This is a genomic window from Arthrobacter sp. JUb115 (genome assembly GCF_004365035.1).
Taxonomy (GTDB): domain Bacteria; phylum Actinomycetota; class Actinomycetes; order Actinomycetales; family Micrococcaceae; genus Glutamicibacter.
Map to the genome: position 1 here is coordinate 157,180 of NZ_SOBS01000007.1, position 16,377 is coordinate 173,556.

General features: G+C 60.1%; 17 protein-coding genes. 12 read left to right on the plus strand and 5 right to left on the minus strand.

What is annotated here, in order from left to right:
* Positions 1-133 precede the first annotated feature (133 nt).
* The 4 genes from pcaG to EDF61_RS13415 form a co-directional block, all read right to left on the minus strand.
* Positions 134-712, minus strand: coding sequence for a protocatechuate 3,4-dioxygenase subunit alpha (gene pcaG / locus EDF61_RS13400; RefSeq protein WP_133834385.1), 579 nt, complete (start codon positions 710-712; stop codon positions 134-136).
* A gap of 1 nt (position 713) precedes the next feature.
* A complete protein-coding gene (gene pcaH / locus EDF61_RS13405; protein WP_133834386.1) occupies positions 714-1,547 on the minus strand; it encodes a protocatechuate 3,4-dioxygenase subunit beta in 834 nt (277 codons plus the stop codon).
* A gap of 63 nt (positions 1,548-1,610) precedes the next feature.
* Positions 1,611-2,807 (minus strand): 4-hydroxybenzoate 3-monooxygenase, encoded by a 1,197-nt coding sequence (locus tag EDF61_RS13410; protein WP_133834387.1) that lies wholly within the window; start codon positions 2,805-2,807, stop codon positions 1,611-1,613.
* 159 nt (positions 2,808-2,966) lie between these two features.
* On the minus strand, positions 2,967-3,440 hold the full coding sequence (locus EDF61_RS13415) for a MarR family winged helix-turn-helix transcriptional regulator (RefSeq protein WP_133834388.1): 474 nt from the start codon (positions 3,438-3,440) through the stop codon (positions 2,967-2,969).
* A 134-nt stretch (positions 3,441-3,574) separates the two neighbouring features.
* Between EDF61_RS13415 and EDF61_RS13420 the strand changes: the two genes are divergently transcribed.
* The 10 genes from EDF61_RS13420 to EDF61_RS13465 all read left to right on the plus strand — a co-directional run bounded on the left by EDF61_RS13420 (position 3,575) and on the right by EDF61_RS13465 (position 13,414).
* Positions 3,575-4,504 carry an SDR family NAD(P)-dependent oxidoreductase gene (locus EDF61_RS13420; protein ID WP_133834389.1) on the plus strand — a complete coding sequence of 310 codons (930 nt, stop codon included), beginning with the start codon at positions 3,575-3,577 and terminating at the stop codon, positions 4,502-4,504.
* A gap of 18 nt (positions 4,505-4,522) precedes the next feature.
* Positions 4,523-5,413 (plus strand): amidohydrolase family protein, encoded by an 891-nt coding sequence (locus EDF61_RS13425; protein WP_133834390.1) that lies wholly within the window; start codon positions 4,523-4,525, stop codon positions 5,411-5,413.
* Entirely contained in the window at positions 5,410-6,600 is a 1,191-nt protein-coding gene (locus EDF61_RS13430; RefSeq protein WP_133834391.1) for an acyl-CoA dehydrogenase family protein, read from the plus strand. Before EDF61_RS13425 ends, EDF61_RS13430 begins: the two co-directional genes overlap by 4 nt.
* A gap of 53 nt (positions 6,601-6,653) precedes the next feature.
* On the plus strand, positions 6,654-7,109 hold the full coding sequence (locus EDF61_RS13435) for a MaoC family dehydratase (RefSeq protein ID WP_105662444.1): 456 nt from the start codon (positions 6,654-6,656) through the stop codon (positions 7,107-7,109).
* Between the two features lie 62 nt (positions 7,110-7,171).
* Positions 7,172-8,689 carry an acyl-CoA synthetase gene (locus EDF61_RS13440; RefSeq protein ID WP_133834392.1) on the plus strand — a complete coding sequence of 506 codons (1,518 nt, stop codon included), beginning with the start codon at positions 7,172-7,174 and terminating at the stop codon, positions 8,687-8,689.
* Positions 8,690-8,889: 200 nt separating this feature from the next.
* Positions 8,890-9,888: an ABC transporter substrate-binding protein gene (locus EDF61_RS13445; RefSeq protein ID WP_105662446.1), complete on the plus strand. Its 999-nt coding sequence runs from the start codon at positions 8,890-8,892 to the stop codon at positions 9,886-9,888.
* An 83-nt stretch (positions 9,889-9,971) separates the two neighbouring features.
* Positions 9,972-10,952 (plus strand): ABC transporter substrate-binding protein, encoded by a 981-nt coding sequence (locus EDF61_RS13450; protein WP_133834393.1) that lies wholly within the window; start codon positions 9,972-9,974, stop codon positions 10,950-10,952.
* On the plus strand, positions 10,949-11,785 hold the full coding sequence (locus EDF61_RS13455; protein ID WP_133834394.1) for an ABC transporter permease: 837 nt from the start codon (positions 10,949-10,951) through the stop codon (positions 11,783-11,785). Before EDF61_RS13450 ends, EDF61_RS13455 begins: the two co-directional genes overlap by 4 nt.
* Positions 11,786-11,832: 47 nt before the next feature.
* Entirely contained in the window at positions 11,833-12,555 is a 723-nt protein-coding gene (locus tag EDF61_RS13460; RefSeq protein ID WP_402697430.1) for an ABC transporter permease, read from the plus strand.
* On the plus strand, positions 12,545-13,414 hold the full coding sequence (locus tag EDF61_RS13465) for an ABC transporter ATP-binding protein (protein ID WP_102598621.1): 870 nt from the start codon (positions 12,545-12,547) through the stop codon (positions 13,412-13,414). Before EDF61_RS13460 ends, EDF61_RS13465 begins: the two co-directional genes overlap by 11 nt.
* 56 nt (positions 13,415-13,470) lie before the next feature.
* On the opposite strand, the gene EDF61_RS13470 is transcribed toward EDF61_RS13465, so the two are convergent.
* Entirely contained in the window at positions 13,471-14,052 is a 582-nt protein-coding gene (locus EDF61_RS13470) for a PadR family transcriptional regulator (protein ID WP_102598620.1), read from the minus strand.
* Positions 14,053-14,221: 169 nt separating this feature from the next.
* Between EDF61_RS13470 and EDF61_RS13475 the strand changes: the two genes are divergently transcribed.
* Positions 14,222-15,316, plus strand: a complete 1,095-nt coding sequence (locus tag EDF61_RS13475; protein WP_102598619.1) for a Rieske 2Fe-2S domain-containing protein — start codon at positions 14,222-14,224, stop codon at positions 15,314-15,316.
* 40 nt (positions 15,317-15,356) lie between these two features.
* The gene (locus EDF61_RS13480) at positions 15,357-16,370 is read left to right on the plus strand and encodes a PDR/VanB family oxidoreductase (protein ID WP_133834395.1); all 1,014 of its coding nucleotides are present in this window, start codon (positions 15,357-15,359) and stop codon (positions 16,368-16,370) included.
* Positions 16,371-16,377: the final 7 nt, after the last annotated feature.

Genomic DNA, 16,377 nt, shown 5'->3' on the forward strand with positions numbered 1-16,377 from the left:
TTCTTAGCTGTTGAGCGTATAAGCCGTCTATCTAGAACTGTAGTGCCCGGCAACGGGCAACACCCCGCCGGGCGCTCCAACGCCCGTAACAGTGCGGGCGCTGGGGCAATCCAGCGGGGTGTCGCGGTGGCAACTAGCTCTCGCGCGGGTAGGAGAGGAACACCGTTTCGTTCCCGCCTTGCAGGCGGATATCGAAGCACAGCGAGCCATCGTCTTCGCGAGCAGCAATCAGCGTTGCGCGTTCTGCTTCGCCCAGCGATGACAGCAACGGGTCGCTAGCCAGCGCTTCGGTGTCCTCCGGCAGGTAGATGCGGGTGAACAGGCGATTGAGCAGGCCGCGGGCGAAAACCGCGAGCATGATGAACGGGGCCTTGCCCTCTTCGGTAGCGCCCGGGTTCACGGTGGTGAAGGTGTAGTGCCCGGCGTTATCCACCGCCGCCCGTCCCCACCCGGTGAAGGTGTAGCCGTCGCGAACCAGCGAGCCATCGCGGGAAACGACATTGCCGTTCTCGTCGGCCTGCCAGATTTCCAGCAGGGCGTCCGGAATGGCCTCGCCGTTGCCGTCATAGACCATCCCGTGCAGGCGCACCGAGCGGGGATGGGCCTGGCTGATCAGCTCATTGCCCTTCTCATAGGGCAACGCGTAGCCGTAGAACGGGCCGATGGTCTGACCCGGTGTGGGGGCCAGCTTCAGTTCTGGTGCCTGAGCCATGCTAGTGGTCTCCCTCTTCATCTTCCATCCAGGTGCGGTTGGAGCCGGTGAGTACGATGTCCCAGTTGTAGCCGGTAGCCCATTCATGGGTCGTCAGCGAATGGTCGTAGCTGGCGACCAGGCGGTCGCGCGCTTCCTTGTCGGTGATCGCCTGGTAGATCGGGTCGAGGCTGAACAGCGGGTCACCCGGGAAGTACATCTGGGTGATCATGCGCTGGGTGAAGTCGGTGCCGAACAGCGAGAAGTGGATGTGCGCCGGGCGCCAGGCGTTGTGGTGGTTCTTCCACGGGTAGGGTGCCGGCTTGATGGTGGTGAAGGAGTATTCGCCGTTCGGGCCGGTGATGGCGCGTCCCACGCCGGTGAAGTTCGGATCGATCGGGGCCGGATGCTGGTCGCGCTTGTGGATGTAGCGTCCGGCGGCATTGGCCTGCCAGATTTCCACCAGCTGCCCGGCCACCGGGCGGCCGTCGCCATCGAGCACGCGGCCGGCGACCACGATGCGCTCGCCGATCGGCTCGCCGTTGTGCTGGATCGTCAGATCCGATTCCAGCGCGTGCACGTCGCGCTGGCCGAAGGCCGGGGAGTGCAGCTCAATGGTTTCCGGGTCCACGTGGCGCAGGTTCTTGGTCGGGTGGCGCAGCAGCGAGGAACGGTAGGGCGCGAAGTCGATGCGCGGCTGGGTCTCGGCTTTCTTGCCCTCGACCACCGACTGGCGGTAGGCCGCATGGATATCGGCGATTTCCTGGCTGATGGATTCTTGCGAGAGCGTCGTGGCTGCGGGGTCCAGCACGTGGGAATCGCTGAACGACTCGTTAGCTGTGGTTTCGGTGCTCACTGCGTGCTCCTTTCGAAGGGGGCGTACGGGCGTGGTGGAGGAAATGCTTGGCAAGGGCGAAGGCTAAGCGTGGGGCCAGCCGGTGTAGGACTCGGCCAGGTATTGCTGGCCGAAGCGCGAGGAGGTGACCGTTTCCAGTTCGCCCAGGGCGCGCTTGGCCATGAAAGGGTCCCCGCCTACCGGGGTGTGCAGCATGGAGGTCATCCAGTAGGAGAAGTTCTGCGCCTTCCAGACCCGCTTCAACGCCAGGTCCGAATAGCCGTCCAGCAGCTGCTCGCTGCCGGTGGAGAAGAAGGAATCCAGCGCCTCGAAGAGCACCTTCACATCGGCGAAGGCCAGGTTCAGGCCCTTGGCTCCGGTGGGCGGGACGGTGTGTCCGGCATCGCCGATCAGGAACATCCGCCCGTGGGAGAGGGGTTCGCGCACGAAGGAGCGGAAGCCCAGCACGGTCTTGTCGAAGATCTCGCCGGTTTTCAGCTGGAAATTATCCGGCCCGTCCACGCGCTTTTGCAGCTCGGCCCAGATGCGGTCATCGCTCCAGGCATTCACGTCTTCGTTCGGGTCGCATTGGAAGTACATGCGCTGCACCGTTTCGCTGCGCTGGGAGATCAGCGCGAAGCCGTGCGGGGAGTTCGCGTAGACCAGTTCAGGCGCGGACTTCGGCGCCTCGGTGAGGATGCCGAACCAGGCGAAGGGGTAGGCGACCTTGAAATCCTTGCGCAGCGTTTCGGGCATCTGGCGGCGGGCGAAGGAGCGCGAGCCGTCGGCGCCGACGATCACATCGGCGTGCACCTCGAAGAGGTTGCCCTGCTCATCGGTGAAGCGGAACTTCGGGGTGGAGGTCTCCATGTCCAGGATCTCGGTGACTTCGCAGGAGTAGCGCACGTCGCCCTGGTCGCGCTGGCGCGCCGCGGCCAGGTCAACGAAGACCTCGTTCTGCGCGTACAGGGTGACGGTGGCGTCGACCAGATCGCGGAAGTCCAGCGGGTGGGATTGGCCGTTGAAGCGCAGGTCGATGCCGGCGTGCTCGTCGCCGTGGGTGAGGACCCGTCCCTCCACGCCGGACTCGGTGAGCATCTTGACAGCCTGGGCTTCGAGGATGCCCGCGCGGTGGGTGTTGCGGATGGTCTCGTGGTCGCGCATTTCCACGACGATGTTCTCGATGCCGGATGCGGCCAGCAGGTGGGAGAGCATGAGCCCTGCTGGACCGCCGCCGATGATGCCGACCTTGGTCTTGAGAATGCGCGGATTCTGAGCCATGGGACCTGCCTCGCTAGCGTCTGGACCAGAAGCCGCACTGCCGGCTGCGTTGCCGGACCGATGCATCTGGTCTAAGGAAGTAATAAGAACTTCCCTCATGATGCGGGGCATGTGATCGGGCAGACAGCCGGGTTCTCAATGAATGAGAAAAATGGGGTGCTACTCCGCGTCAGCCAGCGCTACCCGGGATAGCAGATCGCGCAGCTGCAGCCGCTCCTGCGGGGTTAGCGCTTCCAAGGTCTCGTCCTCGTTTTGCCTGGTGATCTTGCGCGCCTGCGCGTAGAGCTTCCGGCCGGCCGCGGTGGCTACTATCACCTTGGAGCGGCGGTCGCTGGGATCTGGAATTCGGGAGACTAGTCCACTGGTTTCCAACCCGTCCACTAGTGGCACGATCTGGCTTGGATCGAGCGCGAGAAATTCAGCGAGATCGCGTTGGGTGGGGGTGATGTCGCTGCACGCCAAGGAAAGTACCGAGTAGGAACGCACCTTGAGGCCGAGTGGCTTCAGCGCATGGTTGGCCCGGGTCGAACCCAGGGAGCGCATGCGCGCCACTAGGAAGTTCAGCTCCTGAACGAGGTCGCATTTCATGAACAGTTCTTTCTTCGCTGATTTGGCCGTGATTTTGCTAGTCATCTCATTGTCCCCACTTTTCATGAAAAAATAAACCATTGACTTTCTCAAGGATTAAAGTTCTTATGTATGTAGTCAAGGTTCCCACTTTTCTTCCAAGTGGAGCAATTGAAACACCTCACCGAATTGGAGTTCTCATGTCCCTAGCAGGAAAAGTTGCCATCGTGACCGGAAGCGGACGCGGACTGGGCCTGAGCTATGCGCAAGAACTGGCGCGTCAGGGAGCCTCGGTGATTGTCAATGATGTCGATCCTGCGGCCGTGGATGCTGCGGTTGCTTCCATTACCGAAGCCGGTGGCACGGCGGCGGGAGTTGCGGCGGCGGTAGGTACGACCGAGGCCGCGAAGGCGCTGGTTGCCGGCGCTGTCGAGAACTTCGGTCGCCTGGATATTCTGGTCACCAATGCGGGTGTGCTGCGTGACAAGTCCCTGCTGAAGATGACCGACGAAGATTTTGATCTGGTGATCAACGTCCACTTGCGCGGCACTTTCACCTGCGTGCGTGAGGCCTACGGGTATTTCAAGGAAAACAATGTCTCCGGACGCATCATCGCAATTGGTTCGCCGACCGGCCAGCGCGGCAACTTCGGCCAGAGCAATTACGCGGCGGCAAAGGCCGGCATTGTCGGCATGGTGCGCACCTGGGCCCTGGAAATGAAACGAGCCGGGGTTACTGCCAACGCAGTGATCCCGGTGGCAGCCACCGAAATGACCAAAACCGTTCCATTCTTTGCAGCTGCCGTGGAAGCCGACGAGCGCGGCGAAGCGATGCCGGACTTCTTCCGCAAGGATCTGGGCTTTGGCACCGCAGATGATGTGGCCGGCCTGATCGCCTACCTGGCCTCGGACGCGGCTGCAGAGATCAACGGCCAGGCCATTGGAGTCGGCGGGGACCGCCTGCAGGTCTGGAGCCACCCTGAAGCTGTGGTCACCGAGCTGCACGACGGCGGATGGGACTATGAAACGCTGGCCAATGAATTCCCTGCGCGCTTCGGATCCCACCAGCAGTCCGTTGGGGAGAAGTTCCCGGAACTTCCGGAAGAACTGCGCCCGGAACCAGCCAAGTAGGGAACTGGGGGAATCATTATGACTTTGCGTTATGAACTGGGCATCGATTTCGCTTCGCTTGAAGCCATCGACATGCATGTGCACCTTGAAGTCGACGAATGCGGCCACAAGGCAATGCCGGAGGATCTTTTCGAAGCGTCGGCAGCGTATTTCAAATCATCGGAGCGTACACCCTCCATTGATCGCATTGCGCAGCTTTATCGCGAGTCGAACATGGCTGCCGTGGTGTTCACCGTTGATGCACGCACCGCGCTCGGGCATGATCCGAACTCCATTGAGGACTTGGTCCAGGGCTGCGCCCGAAATAATGACGTGCTTATTCCCTTTGGCTCGGTCGATCCCCGCCGAGGAGCCGAAGCCATCGGCGATGCGCAGTACCAGGCTGAACAGCTCGGAGTGTGCGGCTTCAAATTCCACCCCTCGCTCCAGGGATTCGATCCCAGCGATGAAGCGTTCTACCCGCTATGGGAAAAGCTCCAGGAGCTAGGCCTCCCATGCATTTTCCACACAGGGCAGAACGGCATGGGAGCAGGGCTGCCTGGCGGTCGGGGCATTAAGCTGCGTTACTCCAATCCGCTGCTGCTCGACGATGTGGCCGCGGACTTCCCGAACCTGGTCATCATCATGGCTCACCCCTCGGTTCCATGGCAGGATGAAGCGAACTCCATTGCCACGCACAAGGCCAATGTCTACATCGATTTATCCGGTTGGAGCCCCAAGTATTTCCCCAGCTCCTTGGTGAAGATGGGCAATAACGTGCTGTCGCGCAAGCTGTTGTTCGGCACGGACTTTCCCTTGATTACCCCGGAGAAGTGGCTGGGGGCCTTTGCAGAATTGGAGTTGAAGGACTCGGTGAGACCGGGAATCCTGAAGGGCAATGCACTGCGCGTGTTGGGGATAGAAGAATGATCCAACCGGCAGCAACTAGTGATTTCTATGGATTCAAGGACCTGCTCACCGACGCTGAGCGTGCGGCCCTGGACCGTTTGCGTTCCCTTTTGGCAGAACATGTGGGTCCGATAGTCGATGACTATTGGGAACGCGGAGAATTCCCGGAACAGATCGTGGCACCGCTGATCGATGCTGATCTGATGAACCCGGCCGAAGTGCTTGCCACGGGCCAGAAGCCTTCCGCGCTTTACTCGGGCTTCCGCAATTTCGAGCTGGGACGCATGGATGCCTCCGTAGCGACTTACTACAACGCGCAGTCCGGCCTATTCCGGACCACCGTCAACCTGGGTGGAAGTGCGGAGCAGGTAGCCGTGCTTGAGCCGCGGATCACATCTTTTGCCTGCAAGGGAGTGTTCGCCCTGACCGAGCCAGAACACGGTTCGGATATTGCCGGAGGGCTAGCCACCTCGGCCAAGCAGGAGCAACGCGATGGTGTGGCTGGCTGGGTGATCAATGGGCAGAAGCGCTGGATCGGGGGCGCGAGCCAAGCGGACGTGCTGGCAGTATTTGCCCGCGACGCAGCCGATTCGCAGATCAAATGCTTCTTGGTTCCAACGGACGCGCCGGGCATGGAAATCAGGAAAATTCCGGGAAAGACCAGCCTGCGCATTATGCAGAACGCCGACATCGAGCTGGGGAATGTCTGGGTGCCAGCCAGCGGGCGACTGGCCAAGATCAACTCCTTTGCCGACGTAGCGGCCTGCCTGCGCAACATGCGCTCAGACGTCGCCTGGATTGCCACAGGCGTTTGCTTCGGCGCGTACGAATCGGCTCGCGACTACGTTGCCAGCCGTAGCCAATTCGGCAAGCCGCTGGGTTCATTCCAGCTGATCCAGGAAAAGCTGGCGCATATGCTCTCCAACGCCACCGCGAGCCTGGCTTTGGTGGTGCGGCTGACCCAGCAGCAGGAAGCGGGCATCTACCGCGATGAAAACTCGGCCATGGCCAAGATGTTCACCGCACGCATGCTACGGGAAACGGCAGCCCTCGCCCGAGAGGTCTGCGGCGGCAATGGCATCTTGCTGGAGAACAACGTAGCGCGCCACCATGCCGACGCCGAAGCGATCTACTCGTATGAAGGCACACACGAGATCAATTCACTGATTATCGGACGCGCGATTACCGGCGTCAGCGCATTCCGCTAAAGCGGCATTCGCGAACTCGAGCAACCAAAGAACCCATCTAGAGGAGAAATATCATGGCACCAACCGTTTTGGATTACGCAGACCTCGCCAGCGCCCAGGGCAAGGACCTGGGCTACAGCGAATACCGCGTGGTCACACAGGAACAAATCAACACCTTCGCTGACGCCACTGATGATCACCAGTGGATCCACACCGATCCGCAGAAGGCCAAGGAGGGCCCTTTCGGTGGCCCGATTGCCCACGGCTACCTTACCTTGAGCCTGCAGATTGCGTTCTGGACCGAGCTTTTCGATGTCACCGGCGTGAAGACCAAGGTGAACTACGGCCTGGAAAAAGTTCGATTCCCTTCGCCCGTACCGGTGGGTTCCAAGATCCGCATGAAGGCGGTTATCGCCGAGGTGGAAGAGGTCAAGGGCGGATACCAGATTGCAGTGGACCAGGTCATCGAAGTCGAAGGCGGCACGAAGCCGGCCGTGGTCTCCCGGGGCCTCTACCGCTTCTACGCCTAGGTAAAGAGCCAGCTGAGCTAGAGCCGCAACGGCAACGTACGACCTAATGAAAAGAGTGGCAGATGTTGAATAAGGGGTTTGGCAACTGGATTCACCGGCGTCGGATGAAATCCGCGCAGCAGGTTGCGGTGATTCATGCGGGAGTCGGCTTGAGCTACGCGCAGCTGGCAGAACGCATCGACAAGCTCAGCAGTGCCTTGGCGGCCAGCGGAGTCGCCCGCGGTAGCCGTGTAGCGTTCCTTGGCGCCAACCATGCTGCGTACCTGGAAACCATGTTCGCCGTTACCCAGCTTGGGGCGTTGTTCGTTCCGCTCAATGTGCGTCTGGCGCCGCGGGAACTGAACTTTGCGCTGCGCGATTCAGGCAGCGAGGTGCTGATCTATGTCGAGAACTTCGCCAGCGAAGCGCATGCATCCATCGAAGGCAGCCCGGTCAGTACCGCCTGGGAAGTCGCTTCGGTTCCGTGCGCGGACTCATCCTATGAACGGGCCCTTCAGGCAGGGCGCAGCGGTCACGACGATATCGCCGTCGAGTTAGAGGATCCAGCCATCATCCTCTATACGTCGGGCACTACCGGAACGCCGAAGGGCGCGGTGCTCACGCATGCCAACATGACGTGGAATTCCTACAATGTCATCGTTGACTACGATGTCACCAGCAGATCTGTTGTTTTGCTCATTGCACCGCTCTTCCATGTAGCGGCGCTGGGCATGGGCGCCTTGCCGATGCTGCTCAAGGGAGGAACAGTGGTCCTCCAGGAGCGTTTTGATCCCGCTGCCGTGCTGGATGCGGTGGAGCGCTACCAGGTCACCCAGCTCTCGGGCGTCCCAACGACCTTCCAATTGCTAGCCGAGCATGAAAAATGGGAGGAAACGGATTTGTCTTCATTGGAGATGCTCACCTGCGGAGGCTCCGCTGTGCCGCTACGTGTCCTTGAAGCCTATGAAGCGCGTGGGCTCGGATTCAGTGGCGGCTATGGCTTGACCGAAACTGCGCCCGGCGCCACCATGCTCCAGGCAATGTACTCCCGACCGAAAATGGGTTCGGCCGGCCTGCCCCATTTCTTCACCGACATTCGCATCGCGGACTCGCTGGGCAATGAGGTGCCAGCCGGCGAGGTTGGCGAGATCCTGATCAGCGGCCCCAACGTGATCAAGGAGTATTGGGGCCGTCCCGAGGCTACCTCAGGGGCGTTCCATGAATCTGGCTGGTTCCGTTCCGGGGATATCGGCCACGTGGATGAAGAAGGCTTCCTGTTCATCTCGGACAGGCTTAAGGACATGATCATTTCCGGCGGGGAGAACATCTATCCTGCCGAAGTCGAGCAAGCCATTATGGGACTACCTGAAATTGAATCGGTGGCAGTGATTGGCGTCCCTGACGAGAAGTGGGGCGAAGTCCCGCGTGCAGTCATTGTGCTGAAGTCCGGTAGATCTCTGGGCGAAGAGGATGTTGTGGCGTATCTCGACGGACGCTTGGCGCGCTACAAGATACCGCGCACCTCGGTCTTCCTGGATGAGTTGCCGCGCACCGCAAGCGGCAAGATACGCAAAGCCGACTTGCGCAAGCAGTTCAGCTGAGCGCTCCACGGCTTCGTGGCGGATTCCGTGGCCTCACGTTTGCATAAGTGCAAGATACCGCCCATACGCAGAGAATAAATCATCATAAAATCAACCATTGACATTCTCAATAGTTGGCTTAGTCTTGAATTGTGGTTCAAATCACACACTTTCTTCGACCCGCCACTCGGGGTTGCGGCAATGGCTTTCTAGGGGGAAATATGAAAAAGCGCTGGTCTACACTGCTTGCAGGCGCAGCGGTCCTGTCACTCGGCCTGGTGGGCTGTGGCGGAGGTTCGCTGTCCGGCTCGACAGAATCAGAGGGAAGCACATCCGCCGCCGCCGAGGATGGCTCGCTCACCAAAATCACCGTAGGCATTCTGCCAATCGCACCGTCGGTTGCAGTGCAGCAGGGTATCGACGCCGGGACCTTTGAAAAGCATGGCCTGGATGTAGAACTGAGCACTTCCAACGCCGGTGCCGCGATGCTCCCAGCGGTATCCACCGGAGAATTGGCCATTGCCGTGGGCAATCCGCTATCGGTGATGACCGCTGCGGACAAAGGCCTGGACATGAAGATCGTCACCGGCTATTCCGCTTCCAAGGCTGATGGGGAGGATGTCAATGGAGTAGTTGTGCGCAAGGACTCGGGCATCGGCGGCTGGGAAGATCTGGCTGGAAAAACCACATCGGTCAACGCGTTGCGTACCCAGGGCGACCTGACGATTATGGAATCCGCAGAAATGGCTGGAGCCAATCCGAAAGACCTGAAGTTCAGCGAAATGCCTTTCCCGGACATGGAGGCGCAGCTGGATCGCGGCAACGTTGACGCCGTCTGGCTTCCAGAGCCGTTCCTCTCGCGTGCTTTGGGCGATAAGGACAACGAACTGCTTGGCTATCCAAACCAAGAAGCAATTCCGGGGCTGCCAACCATGGTGACGTTCACCAGCGGCCAGTTCGCTGAAGAGAATCCGGAAGTCATTTCCAAGTGGAAGGCAGCTATGGCGGAAGTACTGCCGGCCTCCGATAGTGATCCGGATGCCGCCAGGGCCATGTTGCCAGACTTCATCAATATGGATGCCAAGGTAGCCGAAGGCTTGCTCATGGAAACCTGGGAAGCGGAAACCCCAATTGAGGAACTGGCAAAGCTCGGAGATCTGGCCGCCAAGTTCGAATTCCTGGAGAAGGCCCCAGACATGAACAACCTCATCGCCAAGTAATTCCACAACTTCACGCTATTGCTGCTGCGGTTCCAGATTCCGGACGCCGCAGCAGCAATGACACTCAATTGGGGGTAGTTGCCATGAAACACTCGCTCAAGCTCGCACTCGCTTCGCTATCAGTCCTCGCGCTTGCTGCCTGCAGCTCCGGTTCGCCTAGCGGCGGCTCGGCCGGGGAAGATGCTGCAGGATCAGATGGCTCGCTGGAAAAAATCACCGTCGGGGTAATCCCCATCGTCGATACCGCACCAATCTGGCTGGGAGAATCCAAGGGCTTCTTCGCCGAAGAAGGCCTGGACTTGGAAATCGAAACCGCAACTGGCGGTTCGGCTATCGTCCCGGGCATCCAATCCGGGAGCTATGACTTCGCCTTCTCCAATCTGATCTCGGTAATGGTCGCCAACGACAAGGGACTGGACATGAAGTTCGTCGCCAATGGCATCTCCACCACAGGTGATGTGAAATCCGACGTCGGGTCCGTGCTGGTCAAAAATGATTCCAAGATTTCTTCGCCCAAGGACTTGGCCGGCAAGAAGGTCTCGGTCAATAACCTGTCGAACATCGGCGATACCACCATCAAGTCAATTGTCGAAGAAGACGGGGGAGACCCGGCAAGCATCGAGTTCGTCGAGGTTCCTTTCCCCGATGCTCCTGCTGCACTGGAAAACGGCATCGTCGATGCCGCCTGGATCCTGGAGCCGTTCCAGAGTTCGGCCTTGGACGCCGGAGCGAAAATGCTCTCTGCGAACTTCGCCGAATTCGATCCGGAGCTGGATGTTGCCGGCTACTTCACTTCTGCGCAGTACGCCCAGGAAAATCCCGAGGTGACCGAGAAGTTCACCAAGGCGATGGACAAGTCGCTTCAGTATGCGCAGGAGAACCCTGACGAGGTCCGCGAAGTTGTCGGAACCTACACCAAGATCAGCGAGGAGGTCCGCGCCGATATGGTGCTGCCGCGCTTCCGCCCTGACTTCAACCGCGAGGCCGTGCAAGAACTCGGCGATGCGGCACTGAGCTATGGCACCCTGTCCAAGCCAGTCGACCTGGAGAAGCTCCTGCCATGAGTGCCATCACTAGCACAGCGCCGGCTGAGGCGCGCCAAGCCAAGCGCAGGAAATCGGGCTCGAAATTCCCCAATGGCTTTTGGGGATTGATTGGCATCGTGACCTTCCTGGGGATCTGGGAACTGGTCCCGGCTCTTGGAATTGTCGAGGCGGCTTACCTGCCGCCCGCCTCCGAAGTGCTGATGACGCTGTTCGCTGATCTTGCCTTGACCGCCTTCTGGGTCGCGGTGGGGGAAACCATGCTGGCATGGTTCATCGGCCTGGCCGCAGCGGTGCTGCTGGCGCTGGTACTGGGCTTGGTAATCGGCATGTCGAGCTTCCTGCGTCGTGCGACCAACTCCACCATCGAGTTCCTGCGTCCAATTCCGTCGGTGGCATTGATCCCGCTCGCGGTGCTTTTGTTCGGCACGAAAATCGAATCCTCGCTGATGCTGATCATCTATGCCTGCTTCTGGCAGGTGCTGATCCAGGTGCTCTATGGAGTTGCAGACGTGGATAATGTGGCGATGCAGACCGCGAGATCCTATGGATTCTCCCGGATCCAGCGCATCCGCGACGTCATCTTCCCGACCATGCTCCCTTACCTGATGACTGGCATCCGGCTGGGCGCTGCCGTGGCACTGATCCTGGCGATTACTGCGGAACTGATCATCGGCGCACCGGGTCTGGGCAAGGAAATCCAGCTGGCGCAGTCAGGCGGCGCAATCGCCGGAATGTACGCGCTGATTGTTGCCACCGGCCTGCTGGGCGTGGCAATCAACCTGTGCATGCGCATCATCGAAAAGCGCGTGCTTTCCTGGCACGCCTCAGTCCGGGGAGAGAACGCCGCATGAAACTCCTGAAGTCGATTTCCTTCATTCTGGCATTGCCGGTTCTGCTCATCCTCTGGTGGGTCGCGGCAACCCTTGGTGGAGCGAGCTTCTTCGTTCCTACCCCGGCAGACTTGGGCAAGACCTTCATCGAGACCTGGGTTGGCGAACGCATGTTCACCGACGTCCTGCCAAGCGTCCAGCGCCTGGTTCTCGGCGTGCTCGGGGCCATTGTGCTCGGTGTGCTGCTCGGGTTGCTCGTCGGCATGAACCGCACCGCCCGGGCGATTACCGAACCGGTGTTCGAGTTCTTCCGTGCTTTGCCGCCGCCGGTGCTGATTCCGGTGCTGATGCTCTTGGTTGGCATTAACGACGGCATGAAGATCGCGGTGATCATCTCCGGCGCGATTTGGCCGGTGCTGCTGAACACCATTGAGGGCGTTCGCGCCATCGATCCGGTGCAGAACGAAACCAGCCGCTCCTATGGCATCAGCGGTTTAGCCCGGATTCGCTACCAGGTGCTGCCAAGCGCCACCCCGACCATCATGGCTGGCATCCGCCAGTGCTTGTCGATCGGGCTGATCCTTATGGTCATCTCCGAGATGTTCGCATCCTCCTCCGGGCTGGGCTTCGCGATCGTCCAGTTCCAGCGTTCCTTCGCCGTACCGGAAATGTGGTCCGGCATCGTGGTGCTGGGCCTGATCGGGGTCATCATGTCATTTATATTCCAGTGGATCGAACGCCGCGTCCTGCGCTGGTACAACGGTCTGAAAGAGGTTGAAAATGCTGTCTAGCCAGAATGGAACCGCCGGCGGGCGCACCCTGCCAGAAGGCGAAGCGCTGCTCTCGGTCCGGGGGCTGAAGAAGGTCTACCACACCGACGGCGGCGATATCGAAGCGGTCCGGGACCTCACCTTTGACCTGGGGCATGGCGAGCTGGTGTGCCTGGTCGGTCCTTCCGGTTCGGGCAAGACCACATTGCTCAAGTGCATTGCCGGCTTGCTGGGCGCCACCAGCGGCGAGGTGCTGCTGGACGGGCAGAAAGTCACCGGACCGCCGAAGAAAATGGCCGTGGTCTTCCAAGAATACGGCCGGTCGCTGTTCCCGTGGCTGCGCGTGGCGGACAATGTCGAACTGCCGCTGAAGAACGCCGGCGTCCCGAAGGCCGAACGCAAGAAATTGGTGGACGATGCGCTGGAAGCCGTGGGGCTGAGCCATGTGCCCAAGTCCTACCCGTGGCAGCTCTCCGGCGGCATGCAGCAGCGCGTGGCGATCGCCCGCGCGGTGGCCTACCAGCCAGAGGTATTGCTGATGGATGAGCCATTCGCGGCCGTTGATGCGCAGACCCGCGCAGACCTCGAGGACCTGATCCGCAATGTCTGGAAGAAGCTGGGGGTCACCGTGCTGTTCGTAACCCACGACATCGACGAGTCGATCTACCTGGGCCAGCGCGTGATCATCTTGTCTTCTTCGCCAACCGTGGTGCAGGAGGATATCCTGATCGATCTGCCGGCGGAGCGCGACCAGCTGGAAACCCGGTCGTTGCCGCGATTCACCGAGCTTCGCCACCATGTCTACGCGGAAATCCAGAAGGCCAAGCAAGGGCATCGCCCCGAAGAGGCCAAGACGAAGTTCTTGACGAATCCCAAGTAGCGCTCTGAGCCGCCGATCCGTGCCGGGTCGGCGGCTTTATTGCGCCGGCCGGCAGCCTAGGGGTTCAGCAGGTCGATGAGTTCCAGCCCGCGCGTAGCCCACTGGATTTCAGCTTCTGCCCGGGCGATCAGGCCTTCATAGGTGAATCGTTTGTAGGCAACAGTGGCTTCCCACTCCTCGCGCGGCGTGTTCTTCAAGCGCTTGGTGAGCATGGAGTTGCTGCCTTGCTCCAATTCCGCGATGCGTTCTTGCCATTGGTTGAGCAATGACCGGTGATGAGCGATATGCCCGCGCATCTGCTCGCGCGCGGCCTCGGGTTCCGCCCATTCCAGGTAGGCAGCCTTGAGATGCGCGGGATCGCGGGTGCGTGCGTACTCCAGGGGCGTGTTCATCCAATCCTTGAATTGGGTGACGCCATCCCGGGTGATGGTGTATTGCCGTTTCTTTCCGCGTGGACCCCAAGGCACATCCTGCCCTGCAATGAGACCTTCGGATTCCATGCGTTTCAGCTCGGGGTAGATCTGCGAATCCGGGGCGTGCCAGACGTGCCCGACCGACGATTCGAAGACTTTGTACAGGTCATAGCCGGTCATTGGTTCAACCGTCAGCAGTGAAAGCAGCGCGTTGCGAAGACTCAAAACCGCCCCTTTCCAGAAATGTGTTGCGTATCACTATCTATATAGCTAGTCTAATGGCATGCGAACTATCTATGTGCATAGATAGTTTCTCATATTCCGCCTTTGGGCAAACCACATATTGGATCCGCCATCGCCGAGCACTGCCGGGTCCGCAATCGAGAGGACCGTCATGACCGAGGTTGCCGCCAAGAGCACCACCACCGCCAAGATCATGGACCATCCGCTGAATGCCTGGTACGTAGCCGCCTGGGATCACGAGGTCACCCGCAAGCCGATGTCGCGCACCATTGCCAAGCGCCCGGTTGCCCTGTATCGCACCGAAGATGGCAAGGCCGTTGCACTGGCTGACTCCTGCTGGCACCGCTTGGCTCCGCTATCCATGGGCAAGACCGTGGGAAAGGACGGGTTGCAGTGCCCATACCACGGCATCGTCTACAACTCCGCTGGCCGGTGCGTCTCGATGCCGGCCCAGGAAACCATCAATCCTTCGGCTACTGTTCCTTCCTTCCCTATTGTTGAGCGCTACCGCTATGTCTGGATCTGGATGGGCGACCCCACCTTGGCCGACCCGGAGCTGGTCCCGGACATGCACCAGATGTCTTCCGAACAATGGGCAGGCGACGGCATGACCATTGCCGCCGATTGCAACTACCAGCTGATCCTGGACAACCTGATGGACCTGACCCATGAGGAATTCGTGCATTCCTCCTCGATCGGCCAAGATGAGCTGAGCGACTCGGAATTCATCACCACTCATGAAGGCAACAAGGTCACCGTCACACGCTGGATGCACAATATCGACGCACCGCCATTCTGGCTGAAGAACATGCGCGACAAGTTCCCGGGTTTCGAAGGCAAGGTGGACCGCTGGCAGATCATCCACTTCGAAGCGCCGGCAACGATTACCATTGACGTCGGCGTAGCCAAGGCTGGAACCGGCGCGCCTGAAGGCGACCGCAGCCAAGGAGTCAATGGATTCGTCATGAACACGATCACCCCGGAAACTGATCGTTCCTCGCATTACTTCTGGGCGTTCATGCGCAACTACTGCCTGGACAGCCAGCTGATCACCACCCAGTTGCGTGATGGGGTGCATGGGGTCTTCGGCGAAGACGAGGCGATGCTCAAGGCCCAGCAGAAAGCCATTGATGCCAACCCGGACTACGAGTTCTACAACCTGAACATCGATGCCGGCGGCATGTGGGTTCGCCGCATTCTTGACGGCATGCTCGCCGCCGAAGCCAACCAGTCCGTCCGCGCCTAGCCGGCTCCCGCGCTCAAACTGAAAGGTTGGTGCCAACGCAATGGCAGCGACAAATATTGAAGTCTGGCAGGAAGCAGAAGTCACCGGCATCGCAGACGTGGCCGATGGGATCAAGCGCATCGAGCTTGCCCCGCAGCTGCCAAAGCGAGCCGAGCCTGGCTCGCACATAGATTTGAAGGTGCAAATCAACGCAGAGGATGCCAAGCGCTCCTACTCTGTGGTCGAGTCGAGCGCTGACGGAACAACACTGGTGATCAGCGTGCTCAAGGCTCCGCTCTCCCGTGGAGGATCGACCTATATGCACGAGCTGGCAGTGGGAGACCGTTTGCAGATCACCCAGCCATTGCAGAACTTCCCGCTGCGCGTGGGTGCCAAGCACTACATCCTCTTGGCTGGCGGTGTCGGCATTACCGCCATGGCGAATATGGCTTCAGTGCTCAAGCGTTTGAATGCCGACTACACACTGGTGTTTGCCGGCCGCAAGCGTTCGGCCATGGCCTACTTGGCACAGCTGGAGGCGGAACACGGTTCTCGGCTGGAAGTGCACGTGGACGATGAAGGCACGTCCCTGTCGGTCAACGAGCTGCTGGAACGTGCCGGCGAGGAAACCGAACTGTACATGTGCGGGCCGATCCGGCTGATGGATGCAGTTCGACGTAGCTGGGCAGAACTCGAGCTGGATCCATCGGCGCTGCGCTATGAAACCTTTGGCAACTCGGGCTGGTACGACCCGGAGGAATTCATTGTCCGGGTTCCCAAGCTGAACCTGGAAGTGACCGTTCCCCAAGGGCGCTCCATGCTCGAAGCCTTGGAGGACGCCGGTGCGGACATGATGTCCGACTGCCGCAAGGGCGAATGCGGTTTGTGCGAGGTGCGCATTACCGAAATCACCGGACGGATTGACCACCGCGACGTGTTCTACTCCGAACGGCAGAAACGCCAGTCGAGCAAGATGAACTGCTGCGTTTCGCGAGCCATTACCTCGCAGACCGGTGCCAAGGCCGATGCCGCCCGCACCGGCGGACCCGCCGTGGTCACCATCGAACCGAACTAGCAAATTT

Bases quoted from the DNA above. Each gene is read 5' to 3' on its own strand.
- pcaG (WP_133834385.1), bottom strand. From the start codon at position 712: ATGGCTCAGGCACCAGAACTGAAGCTGGCCCCCACACCGGGTCAGACC.
- EDF61_RS13410 (WP_133834387.1), bottom strand. From the start codon at position 2,807: ATGGCTCAGAATCCGCGCATTCTCAAGACCAAGGTCGGCATCATCGGC.
- EDF61_RS13415 (WP_133834388.1), bottom strand. From the start codon at position 3,440: ATGACTAGCAAAATCACGGCCAAATCAGCGAAGAAAGAACTGTTCATG.
- EDF61_RS13420 (WP_133834389.1), top strand. From the start codon at position 3,575: ATGTCCCTAGCAGGAAAAGTTGCCATCGTGACCGGAAGCGGACGCGGA.
- EDF61_RS13425 (WP_133834390.1), top strand. From the start codon at position 4,523: ATGACTTTGCGTTATGAACTGGGCATCGATTTCGCTTCGCTTGAAGCC.
- EDF61_RS13430 (WP_133834391.1), top strand. From the start codon at position 5,410: ATGATCCAACCGGCAGCAACTAGTGATTTCTATGGATTCAAGGACCTG.
- EDF61_RS13435 (WP_105662444.1), top strand. From the start codon at position 6,654: ATGGCACCAACCGTTTTGGATTACGCAGACCTCGCCAGCGCCCAGGGC.
- EDF61_RS13440 (WP_133834392.1), top strand. From the start codon at position 7,172: ATGTTGAATAAGGGGTTTGGCAACTGGATTCACCGGCGTCGGATGAAA.
- EDF61_RS13445 (WP_105662446.1), top strand. From the start codon at position 8,890: ATGAAAAAGCGCTGGTCTACACTGCTTGCAGGCGCAGCGGTCCTGTCA.
- EDF61_RS13450 (WP_133834393.1), top strand. From the start codon at position 9,972: ATGAAACACTCGCTCAAGCTCGCACTCGCTTCGCTATCAGTCCTCGCG.
- EDF61_RS13455 (WP_133834394.1), top strand. From the start codon at position 10,949: ATGAGTGCCATCACTAGCACAGCGCCGGCTGAGGCGCGCCAAGCCAAG.
- EDF61_RS13465 (WP_102598621.1), top strand. From the start codon at position 12,545: ATGCTGTCTAGCCAGAATGGAACCGCCGGCGGGCGCACCCTGCCAGAA.
- EDF61_RS13475 (WP_102598619.1), top strand. From the start codon at position 14,222: ATGACCGAGGTTGCCGCCAAGAGCACCACCACCGCCAAGATCATGGAC.
- EDF61_RS13480 (WP_133834395.1), top strand. From the start codon at position 15,357: ATGGCAGCGACAAATATTGAAGTCTGGCAGGAAGCAGAAGTCACCGGC.